At 70.1% G+C, this 12,307-nt stretch carries 8 protein-coding genes; 5 read left to right on the top strand and 3 right to left on the bottom strand.

The features are described from left to right. Positions 1-178: 178 nt before the first annotated feature. Positions 179-943 (bottom strand): IclR family transcriptional regulator, encoded by a 765-nt coding sequence (locus SVTN_RS07720; protein ID WP_041128389.1) that lies wholly within the window; start codon positions 941-943, stop codon positions 179-181. A gap of 244 nt (positions 944-1,187) precedes the next feature. On the opposite strand from SVTN_RS07720, the gene metH reads away from it, so the two are divergent. The 4 genes from metH to SVTN_RS07700 all read left to right on the top strand — a co-directional run bounded on the left by metH (position 1,188) and on the right by SVTN_RS07700 (position 9,237). Then, positions 1,188-4,703 (top strand): methionine synthase, encoded by a 3,516-nt coding sequence (metH, locus tag SVTN_RS07715; RefSeq protein WP_041128388.1) that lies wholly within the window; start codon positions 1,188-1,190, stop codon positions 4,701-4,703. Positions 4,704-4,853: 150 nt separating this feature from the next. Next, positions 4,854-5,552 carry an HAD family hydrolase gene (locus SVTN_RS07710; RefSeq protein WP_041128387.1) on the top strand — a complete coding sequence of 233 codons (699 nt, stop codon included), beginning with the start codon at positions 4,854-4,856 and terminating at the stop codon, positions 5,550-5,552. 444 nt (positions 5,553-5,996) lie between these two features. Next, on the top strand, positions 5,997-7,586 hold the full coding sequence (locus tag SVTN_RS07705) for an ABC transporter substrate-binding protein (protein ID WP_041128386.1): 1,590 nt from the start codon (positions 5,997-5,999) through the stop codon (positions 7,584-7,586). 67 nt (positions 7,587-7,653) lie between these two features. Continuing rightward, positions 7,654-9,237, top strand: a complete 1,584-nt coding sequence (locus tag SVTN_RS07700; protein ID WP_041128385.1) for an ABC transporter substrate-binding protein — start codon at positions 7,654-7,656, stop codon at positions 9,235-9,237. A gap of 78 nt (positions 9,238-9,315) precedes the next feature. On the opposite strand, the gene SVTN_RS07695 is transcribed toward SVTN_RS07700, so the two are convergent. Together SVTN_RS07695 and SVTN_RS07690 are read right to left on the bottom strand one after the other, a co-directional pair. Further along, positions 9,316-9,993, bottom strand: a complete 678-nt coding sequence (locus SVTN_RS07695; protein WP_030691890.1) for a response regulator — start codon at positions 9,991-9,993, stop codon at positions 9,316-9,318. 48 nt (positions 9,994-10,041) lie between these two features. Next, entirely contained in the window at positions 10,042-10,944 is a 903-nt protein-coding gene (locus SVTN_RS07690; RefSeq protein ID WP_245727468.1) for a RecB family exonuclease, read from the bottom strand. A 181-nt stretch (positions 10,945-11,125) separates the two neighbouring features. On the opposite strand from SVTN_RS07690, the gene SVTN_RS07685 reads away from it, so the two are divergent. Beyond that, a complete protein-coding gene (locus SVTN_RS07685; RefSeq protein WP_245727877.1) occupies positions 11,126-12,259 on the top strand; it encodes a site-2 protease family protein in 1,134 nt (377 codons plus the stop codon). Positions 12,260-12,307 lie beyond the last annotated feature (48 nt).

The following is a 12,307-nucleotide window of genomic DNA, read 5'->3' as shown; positions in this document are numbered from 1 at the left end:
TTAACAGCACGTCAAGGGTCTGGGAAGCGAAAAACCCGCCGATAACGCGATCGTTACCGGCGGGTTCGGTTCTGTTGTACGGGCTGCCGCGCGCAGCCCTACGGAGGGTGGTCGGGCCGCGTCGCACGGGCGGTCGGGACCGCGCTCGCACGAAGGCGGGGCGCGCCCGCGCGGGCTCTCAGAAGCGGCCGGCCCCCAGGTCCCGGGAGACCGCGCGGGCGCAGTCCCGCACCGCCGCCACCAGCTCCGGGCGCAGCTCCCCGCCCGGACAGACCCGCTCCACGGCGCCCGTGACCGCCACCGCGCCCACCGGCATCCGCCGCCGGTCGTGGATCGGCGCCGCCACCGAGGCCACGCCCTCCCAGGTCTCCTCCACGTCCGCCGCCCAGCCCCGGGCCCGCGTCATGTCGAGCAGCGACTCGAAGTCGCCGAGCTCCGTGGTCGTCCGGGGCGTGAACGCCTCCCGCTCGACCTCCACCACCTCGCTGTGCGCCACCGGGTCGTACGCCGACAGGACCTTGCCGAGCGCCGTGGAGTGCAGCGGCTGCATGGCCCCCACCTCCAGGACCTGACGGCTGTCGTCCGGCCGGAAGACGTGGTGCACGATCAGCACGCCCTTCTGGTGCAGCACCCCCAGGTGCACGCTCTCGCCGCTGGACCGCGCCAGGTCGTCCGTCCAGACCAGGGCGCGCGCCCGCAGCTCGTGCACGTCCAGATAGCTGTTGCCGAGCCGCAGCAGCTCCGCGCCCAGCTGGTAGCGGCCCGAGGCCGCGTCCTGCTCCACGAAGCCCTCCGCCTGGAGGGTGCGCAGGATGCCGTGGGCCGTTCCCTTGGCGAGTCCGAGCGAGGACGCGATGTCGGAAAGGCCGAGCCGGCGCTCGCCGCCCGCGAGCAGTCGCAGCATGGCCGCCGCTCTTTCAAGCGACTGGATGTTCTTCGCCATCGCCCGGCCCCTCACCCTTCTCACGCTGTTCGACAATGCTGAACACTATCGGTCGATGCCGACCTTGCGTCACACCACACAGTGTCGGCCAAGGAGGGGCAGGACCGGGAGTCCCCGCACACAGGATGCCGTCCGGCCCGTGGGACGCCGTGTCCACCCCGGCCCCTGCGCGGTTACGCTGGCCCCGTGCATCCTCCACCGAGGGTGCAAAGCCGACAGCCGTCGCATCCCAGGGAGCTCATCCATGGCCTCGTTGCCGACCCCTTCCGCTGACAGCCGGACCCGCGCCGCCGCCCTCCGCGAGGCACTCGCCAGCCGAGTCGTCGTCGCCGACGGAGCCATGGGCACCATGCTCCAGGCCCAGGACCCCACCCTCGAGGACTTCCAGAACCTCGAAGGATGCAACGAGATCCTCAACGTCACCCGGCCCGACATCGTCCGTTCGGTGCACGAGGCGTACTTCGAGGTCGGCGTCGACTGCGTCGAGACCAACACGTTCGGCTCCAACCACTCGGCCGCGGGCGAGTACGAGATCGCCGACCGGATCTTCGAGCTCTCCGAGGCGGGCGCCCGGATCGCCCGCGAGGTCGCCGACGAGTTCGCCGCCAAGGACGGCCGCCAGCGCTGGGTCCTCGGCTCCATCGGCCCCGGCACCAAGCTGCCCTCGCTCGGCCACATCGCGTACGACGTGCTGCGCGACGGCTACCAGCAGAACGCCGAGGGCCTGCTGGCCGGCGGCGCCGACGCCCTGATCGTCGAGACCACCCAGGACCTGCTGCAGACCAAGTCCAGCCTCATCGGCGCGCGCCGCGCGATGGACGCCCTGGGCGTGGACGTGCCCCTGATCTGTTCGCTCGCCTTCGAGACCACCGGCGTCATGCTCCTCGGCTCCGAGATCGGCGCCGCCCTGACGGCCCTGGAGCCCCTCGGCATCGACCTGATCGGCCTGAACTGCTCGACCGGCCCGGCCGAGATGAGCGAGCACCTGCGCTACCTCGCCCGCCACTCCCGTACGCCCCTGATGTGCATGCCGAACGCCGGCCTGCCCGTCCTCACCAAGGACGGCGCGTACTTCCCGCTCACGGCCTCCGAGATGGCCGACGCGCAGGAGAACTTCGTCCGCGACTACGGCCTGTCCCTGGTCGGCGGCTGCTGCGGCTCCACCCCCGAGCACCTGCGCCAGGTCGTCGAGCGGGTCCAGGGCATCGTCCCGCCCGAGCGCTCCCCGCGCCCCGAGCCGGGCGCCGCCTCCCTCTACCAGACCGTGCCGTTCCGGCAGGACACCTCCTACCTGGCGATCGGCGAGCGGACCAACGCCAACGGCTCGAAGAAGTTCCGCGAGGCCATGCTCGAGGGCCGCTGGGACGACTGCGTGGAGATGGCCCGCGACCAGATCCGCGAGGGCGCGCACATGCTCGACCTGTGCGTGGACTACGTGGGCCGCGACGGCGTCGCCGACATGCAGGAACTCGCCGGCCGCTTCGCCACCGCCTCCACCCTGCCGATCGTGCTCGACTCCACCGAGGTGGACGTGCTGCGCGCCGGCCTGGAGAAGCTCGGCGGCCGCGCCGTGATCAACTCGGTCAACTACGAGGACGGCGACGGGCCGGAGTCCCGCTTCGCCAAGGTCACCCGACTGGCCCAGGAGCACGGCGCGGCGCTGATCGCGCTGACCATCGACGAGGAGGGCCAGGCCCGCACCGCCGAGCACAAGGTCGCCGTCGCCGAGCGGCTGATCGCCGACCTGACCGGCAACTGGGGCATCCACGAGTCCGACATCCTCATCGACGCCCTGACCTTCACCATCTGCACCGGGCAGGAGGAGTCCCGCAAGGACGGCATCGCCACCATCGAGGCGATCCGCGAGCTCAAGCGCCGCCACCCGGACGTGCAGACCACGCTGGGCCTGTCGAACATCTCCTTCGGCCTCAACCCGGCCGCCCGCATCCTGCTCAACTCCGTCTTCCTGGACGAGTGCGTCAAGGCGGGCCTGGACTCGGCGATCGTGCACGCCTCCAAGATCCTGCCGATCGCCCGTTTCGACGAGGAGCAGGTCACCACCGCCCTCGACCTGATCTACGACCGGCGGCGGGAGGGCTACGACCCGCTGCAGAAGCTGATGGCCCTGTTCGAGGGCGCGACGGCGAAGTCCCTGAAGGCCGGGAAGGCGGAGGAGCTGCTCGCGCTGCCGCTGGAGGAGCGTCTGAAGCGGCGGATCGTCGACGGCGAGAAGAACGGCCTGGAGGCCGACCTCGACGCGGCCCTCGTGGACCGGCCGGCCCTGGACATCGTCAACGACACCCTCCTGGACGGCATGAAGACGGTCGGTGAGCTGTTCGGCTCCGGCCAGATGCAGCTGCCGTTCGTGCTCCAGTCCGCCGAGGTCATGAAGACGGCGGTGGCCTACCTCGAACCGCACATGGAGAAGTCCGACGCCGAGGGCAAGGGCACCATCGTGCTCGCGACCGTGCGGGGCGATGTCCACGACATCGGCAAGAACCTCGTGGACATCATCCTGTCCAACAACGGCTACAACGTCGTCAACATCGGCATCAAGCAGCCGGTCTCCGCGATCCTGGAGGCCGCCGAGGAACACAACGCCGACGTCATCGGCATGTCCGGCCTGCTGGTGAAGTCCACCGTGATCATGAAGGAGAACCTGGAGGAGCTCAACCAGCGCGAGCTGGCCGCCAAGTACCCCGTGATCCTCGGCGGCGCCGCCCTCACCCGCGCCTACGTCGAGCAGGACCTCCACGAGATCTACCAGGGCGAGGTCCGCTACGCCCGCGACGCCTTCGAGGGCCTGCGGCTCATGGACGCGCTCATCGGCGTCAAGCGCGGCGTCCCCGGAGCCGTACTCCCCGAGCTCAAGCAGCGCCGGGTCGCCAAGACCGGCACCGCCGCCGCCCTCCAGGTCGACGAGCCGGAGCCCGGCGGCCGCTCCGACGTGGCCACCGACAACCCGGTGCCGACCCCGCCCTTCTGGGGCACCCGCGTCGTCAAGGGCATCCCGCTGAAGGACTACGCGTCCTGGCTCGACGAGGGCGCCCTCTTCAAGGGCCAGTGGGGCCTCAAGCAGAACCGGGCCGGCGACGGACCGGCGTACGAGGAGCTCGTCGAGACCGAGGGCCGGCCCCGGCTGCGCGGCTGGCTGGAGCGCCTCCACACCGAGAACCTCCTGGAGGCGGCCGTCGTCCACGGCTACTTCCCCTGCGTCTCCAAGGGCGACGACCTGATCATCCTGGACGAGGCGGGCAACGAGCGGACCCGGTTCTCCTTCCCCCGCCAGCGCCGCGGCCGCCGCCTCTGCCTCGCGGACTTCTTCCGCCCGGAGGAGTCCGGCGAGACCGACGTCGTCGGCCTCCAGGTCGTCACCGTCGGCTCGAAGATCGGCGAGGCCACGGCCAAGCTCTTCGAGTCCGACTCCTACCGCGACTACCTCGAACTGCACGGCCTCTCCGTCCAGCTCGCCGAGGCCCTCGCCGAGTACTGGCACGCCCGCGTCCGCGCCGAGCTGGGCTTCGGCGGGGAGGACCCCGAGAACGTCGAGGACATGTTCGACCTCAAGTACCGGGGCGCGCGCTTCTCGCTCGGCTACGGCGCCTGCCCCGACCTGGAGGACCGCGCGAAGATCGCGGACCTGCTGCGGCCGGAGCGGATCGGCGTCCACCTCTCCGAGGAGTTCCAGCTCCACCCCGAGCAGTCCACCGACGCCATCGTCATCCACCACCCCGAGGCGAAGTACTTCAACGCACGGTGACCGTCCGACGACCGATCGCCGACCGCGCGGGGTAAATCCGCGCGTTCGCGGTGATCGCGACGTACACTTGTCGGTCCAGTGCAGGCCGGTCTTCCTCCCCGTACCGGGGAGGGGGGCCGGCCTTCTCGTCCCTCCATGGAGGTGTGCCGGATGACCAGTACGGTCCCCGCGTCCCTGTTCCGTACGAACGGCAGCTCCGCCCTGCAGGCGGTCTTCCTCGACATGGACGGGACCCTCGTCGACACGGAGGGGTTCTGGTGGGACGCCGAGGTCGAGGTCTTCGCCGACCTCGGACACCGTCTGGACGAGGCCTGGCGCGACGTCGTCGTCGGCGGCCCGATGACCCGCAGCGCGGGCTACCTCATCGAGTCCACGGGCGCCGACATCACCCTCGAAGAGCTGACCGTCCTGCTCAACGAGAAGTTCGAGCAGCGCATCTCCCGGGGCGTCCCCCTCATGCCCGGCGCCGAGCGGCTGCTCGCCGAGCTGTCCCGGCACTCCATCCCCACCGCCCTGGTCTCCGCCTCGCACCGGCGGATCATCGACCGGGTCCTCGCCTCGCTCGGCCGCGACCGCTTCGCCCTCACCGTCGCCGGCGACGAGGTCGTCCGCACCAAGCCCCACCCCGAGCCGTACCTGACGGCCGCCCAGGGCGTTGGTGCCGACCCCGCGCTCTGCGCCGTCATCGAGGACACCGCGACCGGTGTGGCGGCCGCCGAGGCGGCCGGCTGCCGGGTCGTCGCGGTGCCCTCCGTCGCCCCGATCGCACCCTCCCCGGGCCGGGTCGTCGTGCGTTCCCTCGAAGAGGTCGACGTGCCGTTCCTGCGGACCTTGATCACGGGAATCTGAGCTTTATCTGAGGAAAGCGATCCGGCTAAAGCGAGCGGGCCATTCACCGAAAAGCATTTACGTGACCTTGGTCACTCAGAGTGCCGGACGGCGGGTGGCCCGTTCCCGTCTCGTGTCTCAAAACCGGATGTTTCGGCGCCCCCTGTGTCCTGGTTGGGCAATCATCGTCCGCAACGTCCGGCGCATGGGTATCGAGGCCCATGCATTCATGATCACTCTTCGATTACGTCCCTGTACGGCCCCGGTCAAGCGATGCCGGCGCCGCGCACTAATCTTTCGCGAGTACTTCGCCGCATAACCGCGTGCACCGGCGCATACCCAAGTCGCCGTGAACACAGGACCGATCGCAACACCCGGCCCGATCGCTCCCGCCCCGACCGGGCGGCAGGCGGCGGAGTTCCACTGACCGCTGTACCCCAGTGCCGGATGAGGAGATCGTCCCTGATGAACCGCAAGACCCTGGTGCTGCCGGCCGTGGCCGGACTGCTCGCCCCCCTGCTCGCCGCCTGCGGCGGAGCGGAGGACGGCCGGGCGATAACCGTCGGCACCACGGACCAGTTCATCGCGACGGAGGACGCCCCCGCCCCTCTCGACCCGGCCTACGCCTACGACACCGGCGCCTGGAACATCCTCCGCCAGACCGTCCAGACCCTGCTGCACGTGCCCCGCGGCGGCGGCGAGCCCGTCCCCGAGGCCGCCCAGAGCTGCGGCTTCTCCGACAAGGCCAGCGAGAGCTACCGCTGCACCCTCCGCGAGGGCCTCACCTTCGCCGACGGCACCCCCCTCACGGCCGAGGACGTCAAGTTCTCCATCGAGCGCGTCCTGAAGATCAAGTCGGACAACGGCACGGCCGCCCTCCTCTCGAACATCGACACCGTCGAGACCCAGGGCACCGACGGGATCGTCTTCCACCTCAAGACCCCCGACGCCACCTTCCCGTACAAGCTCTCCACTCCCGTCGCCGGCATCCTCAGCAAGGACAAGTACGCCGCCGACAAGCTCCGCGACGGCTTCGACGTCGACGGCTCGGGCCCGTACACCCTGAAGGTCGAGCGCGAGGGCGACAAGGCCACCCGCTTCGTCTTCACCAAGAACCCGGCCTACAAGGGCGACGTCACCCTGCGCAACGACAAGGTCGAGCTGCGCCCCTACGCCGACGCCGAGGCCATGGGCGCGGCCCTGGAGAGCGACGACATCGACATGATGGCCCGCTCCCTGTCGCAGAAGCAGATCAAGGACCTCACCGAGACGCCCAAGGACGACATCCGCGTCACCGAGGTCCCCGGCCTGGAGATCCGCTACCTCGGCTTCAACACCAAGGCCCCCTCCGTCGAGGAGAAGGCCGTGCGCCAGGCCATGGCCGCCGTCGTCGACCGGGGCGCCCTCGTCAACCTCGTCTACGGCCCCACCGCCGAGCCGCTCTACTCGCTGATTCCCTCCAGCATCACCGGCCACGCCACCCCCTTCTTCGACGAGTACGGCGAGCCCGACCCCGCCCGCGCCGCGAAGATCCTCAAGGACGCGGGCGTCAAGACCCCGGTCAAGGTGACCCTGAACTACACCACCGACCACTACGGCGCCGAGACCGCCCAGGAGTTCGAGGCGCTCAAGAAGCAGCTCATCGCCAGCGAGCTCTTCGACGCCACCGTCAAGGGCGCCGAGTGGTCCCAGTTCCGCACGGCCCAGAAGCGCGGCGACTACGCCGTCTACGGCCTCGGCTGGTTCCCGGACTACCCGGACCCGGACAACTACATCGCGCCGTTCCTCGACAGCGACAACTTCCTCAACACCCCCTACGTGAACAAGACCGTTCGCGAGAAGCTCATCCCGCGCTCGCGCCGCCAGGCCGACCGCAACGCCGCAAGCCCCGTCTACGCGCAGATCCAGAAGATCGTCGCCGAGGACGTCCCCGTCCTGCCCCTGTGGCAGGGCAAGCAGTACGTCGCCGCCCGCAGCGACCTCAACGGAGTCGAGTACGCCCTCAACACCTCCTCCGACCTGCTGCTGTGGGAACTGGGCCGCGGTACCGCCTGACCCCTTCGTTGTCCCGGCCGCGCACCAACGCGCGGCCGGCCTGACAAGAGATCAAGAGGCAAGTTCTGTGAAGGCACGAAACAAGTGGCTGACGGCCCCCCTCGCCGCGGGCCTGTCCGCCGCCCTCCTCAGCGGCTGCGGCACCGAGCAGGGAAGCGGCTCCGGAGGCTCCGGAGGCGGAGTACGCGTCGGCATGTCCGACGAGATCCTCGCCACCGACCCGGCGGCCGGCTACGACCCCGGCTCCTGGCTGCTGTTCAACAACGTCTTCCAGTCCCTCCTCGCCTTCCCCAAGGGCGGCCTCGCGCCCGAGCCCGAGGCCGCCGAAGAGTGCGACTTCTCCGCGGGCAGCAAGGTCTACACCTGCACCCTGCGCGACGGCCTCACCTTCTCCAACGGCAACAAGCTCACCTCGGAGGACGTCAAGTTCTCCTTCGAGCGCGCCCTCAAGATCGCCGACCCCTCCGGCCCGGCGCCGCTGCTCTCCACCATCGACAAGATCGAGACCCCGGACGAGAAGACCGTCGTCTTCCGCCTCAAGGTCCCGGACGCCACCTTCCCCAGCAAGATCGCCTCCGGCGCCGGCTCCATCGTCGACCACCGCGACTACCCCGCCGACGCGCTGCGCACCGACGGCAAGGCCACCGGCTCCGGCCCGTACAAGCTGGACTCCTTCAGCGACACCGAGGCCACCTTCTCCGCCAACCCCGGCTACAAGGGCAACGCCAAGCCCAAGAACGGCGCGGTCACCCTCAAGCTCTACAAGGGCGACCGCACCGCCCTCGCCAAGGCCTTCACCGACGGCGACATAGACGTCGCCTACCGAGGCCTCTCCGCCGACGACATCGCCGCCCTCGAGAACTCCGCCAGCACGGCCGACAAGGGCATCGAGGTCGTCCAGGGCAGCAGCGCCGAGGTCCAGCACCTCGTCTTCAACATGGACGACCCGGTCGTCGGCAAGCTCGGCGTCCGCAAGGCCATCGCCCACCTCGTCGACCGCGAGGCCCTCGTCGAGAACGTCTACAAGTCGACGGCCACCCCGCTCTACTCGATCGTCCCGGCCGGCATCGCCGGACACAACACCGCCTTCTACGACACCTACGGCACCCCCGACAGTGCCAAGGCGAAGAAGGCCCTCCGCGCCTCCGGCATCACCGACAAGGTGAAGCTCACCCTCTGGTCCACCCCCAGCCGCTACGGCCCGGCCACCGACCAGGAGCTCAAGGCCATCGCCGAGCAGCTCAACGCGAGCGGCCTCTTCGACGCCGACGTCAAGTCCGTCCCCTACGAGCAGTACGAGAAGGACATCGCCGCCGGCAAGTACGGCGTCTACGTCAAGGGCTGGGTCCCCGACTACCCCGACGCCGACAACTTCACCAGCCCCTTCTTCGGCGAGGGCAACGTCCTCGGCAACCACTACGAGAACGCCACCATCACCGGCAGCCTCATCCCGAAGACCGCCGGCATCGCCGACCGCGCCGCCACCGCCGACGAGTACGGAAAGCTCCAGAACCTCGTCGCCGAGGAACTCCCGGTGCTGCCGCTCTGGCAGGGCAAGCAGTACGCCGTCGCCCGCGACGACGTCACCGGCCTCGAATGGACCCTCGACGCCTCGACCGTCTTCCGCTTCTGGGAGATCCGCAAGGGCTGACCCCCTCCCGGTCCACGCACGGGGGCCCGGCGCGCACCACGCGCACCGGGCCCCCGTCGTCGTCCGTCGCCCTCGCGACTACTGGCCACCGGCCCCCGGCCGCACCAGACCGCTCTCGTACGCGTACACCGCGGCCTGCACCCGGTCCCGCAGCCCCAGCTTCGTCAGCACATGACCCACGTGCGTCTTCACCGTCGTCTCGCTGACGAACAGGTCCGCCGCGATCTCCGCGTTCGACAGGCCCCGCGCCACCAGCTTCAGCACCTCCACCTCACGGTCGGTCAAGGTGTTCAGCGTGTCCGGCACCTGCTCCTCGCCCGTCGGCAGATGCGCCGAGTACTTGTCGAGCAGCCGGCGCGTGATCGACGGCGCCAGCATCGCCTCGCCCGCCGCCACCACCCGGATCGCCTGCACCAGCTCGTTCGCCGGAGCGTCCTTCAGGAGGAAGCCGCTCGCCCCCGCCCGCAGCGCCTCCACCACGTACTCGTCCAGATCGAAGGTCGTCAGGACCAGCACCTTCGCCGGACCGTCCCGCCCCGGACCCGTGATCTGCCGGGTCGCCTCCACCCCGTCCATCCGCGGCATCCGGATGTCCATCAGCACCACGTCCGGCTGCAGCGCACGCACCTGCTCCTGCGCCTGCAGACCGTCCCCGGCCTCACCCACCACCGCGATGTCCTGCTCCGCCTCCAGAATCATCCGGAAGCCGGTCCGCAGCAGCGGCTGATCGTCGACCAACAGGACGCGGATCGTCACAAGGGCTCCTTCACGGGGCTGAGACCAGCCCTTTCACGCGGGCTGGGCTCAGGAAGACGGCTGGGCCGGGTCCATTCTGCCCTGCCCGGATTCACCCGACTCCGGCGGGCGCGCGGAAACGATCTTCAGCGGATAGACCGGGGGAGTCCCCCCGAACTCCGGACAGACCGCCTGATGGTCACACCAACCGCACAGCTTCGTCGGCCGCGGCCGCCAGTCACCCGACTCCGTCGCAAGCCGGATCGCGTCCCACAGCGCAAGCAGCTTCCGCTCCACCCGCAGCAGATCCGCCTCCACCGGGTCGTACGTCAGCACCTCCCCGCTGCCCAGGTACACCAGCTGCAGCCGCCGCGGGATCACCCGCTTCAGCCGCCACACCACCAGCGCGTAGAACGTCATCTGGAACAGCGCACCGTCCCGGTACTCCGGTCGCGGCGCCTTCCCCGTCTTGTAGTCGACGATCCGCACCTCGCCCGAAGGCGCCACGTCGACCCGGTCGATCACACCCCGCAGCCGCAGCCCCGAATCCAGCTCCGTCTCCACGAACAGCTCACGCTCGGCCGGCTCCAGACGCGTCGGATCCTCCAGCGTGAACCACCGCTCGACCAGCCGCTCCGCCTCGTCCAGCCAGCCCGCCAGACGCTCTCCGTCCGGATCCTCCGCGAACAGCTCGCCCAGCTCCGGCTTCGACTCCAGAAGCCGCTCCCACTGCCCAGGAACCATCGACTTCGCCCGCGAAGCCGTCCGCTCCACCGCCGGATCGTCGAAGAGCCGCTCCAGGACCGCGTGCACCAGCGTGCCCCGCGTCGCCGCCGCACTCGGCTTCTCCGGCAGCCGGTCGATCACCCGGAACCGGTACAGCAGGGGACACTGCATGAAATCGCTCGCCCGCGAGGGCGACAACGACATGGGCGCCCGCGGCTCCGCCGGCAGCTGCTCGCTCGTACTCATGACGAAGACCCTACGACCCGCCGCCGACAACGAGCGGAATACCATCGACCTGGGACCCCGTCGCACTGCATGATCGAACCGTGACACATCCGACGCGGGTCACACCACGCGACGAAAGGAACCCGTGAACCAGGACGAGCCCAAGCCGCAGCGGACCGAGGAGCCCGGCGGCGGGATCCTCATGGGACGGCCCTTCGGCGTGCCCGTCTACGTCGCCCCCAGCTGGTTCGTCGTCGCCGCCCTCATCACCTGGGTCTTCGGCGACCAGATCGACCGCGTCCTGCCCGAGCTCGGCGCCGCACGCTACCTCGTCTCCCTCTTCTTCGCCGTCGCCTTCTACGCCTCCGTGCTCGTCCACGAACTGGCCCACACCATCGCCGCGCTCCGCTTCGAACTCCCGGTGCGCCGCATCCAGCTCCAGTTCTTCGGCGGCGTCTCCGAGATCGAGAAGGAGACCGAGACCCCCGGCCGCGAATTCGTCCTCGCCTTCGTCGGCCCCCTCCTCTCCCTCGTCCTCGCCGGCGCGTTCTACCTCTCCCTCTACGCCGTCGAACCCGGCACCGTCCCCGCCGTCCTCCTCGGCGGCCTGATGATCTCCAACCTGATCGTCGCGATCTTCAACCTGCTCCCCGGCCTCCCCCTCGACGGCGGCCGCATGCTCCGCGCGATCGTCTGGAAGATCACCGGCAAACCCATGAGCGGCACCGTCGCCGCCGCCTGGGCCGGCCGCGCCCTCGCCGTCCTCGTCCTCGTCGGCCTGCCCCTGCTCACCCGCACCGGCCTCCTCGGCAACTCCACCGAGGACATCAGCGGCTTCGAGACCGTCACCGACGCACTCCTCGCCGCCATCCTCGCCGCCATCATCTGGACCGGCGCCGGCAACAGCCTCCGCATGGCCCGCCTCCGCGAGCACCTCCCCGAACTCCGCGCCCGCGCCCTCACCCGCCGCGCCATCCCCGTCGAACCCGCCACCCCCCTCTCCGAAGCCCTCCGCCGCGCCAACGAGGCCGGCGCCCGCGCCCTCGTCGTCGTCGACGGCACCGGCGAACCCACCGGCATCGTCCGCGAGACCGCCATCGCCGCCGTACCCCAGCACCGCCGCCCCTGGGTCGCCGTCAGCACCCTCGCCCAGGACCTCACCGACGGCATGCGGGTCCCCGCCGAACTCACCGGCCAGCCCCTCCTCGACCACCTCCGCGCCAGCCCCGCCACCGAGTACCTCGTCGTCGAGGACACCGGCGAGATCTACGGGGTCCTCGCCACCACCGACGTCGAGCGCGCCTTCGTCAAGGCCATGGCACGACCGTCCACCTGACCCCGTACCCCCGGGCCATGGCACGACCGTCCACGTAACCCCGGTACT

The organism is Streptomyces vietnamensis (genome assembly GCF_000830005.1).
Lineage (GTDB): Bacteria > Actinomycetota > Actinomycetes > Streptomycetales > Streptomycetaceae > Streptomyces > Streptomyces vietnamensis.
Note: the sequence above shows the minus strand (reverse complement) of the source record. Positions and strands in the feature narration are given on the sequence as shown.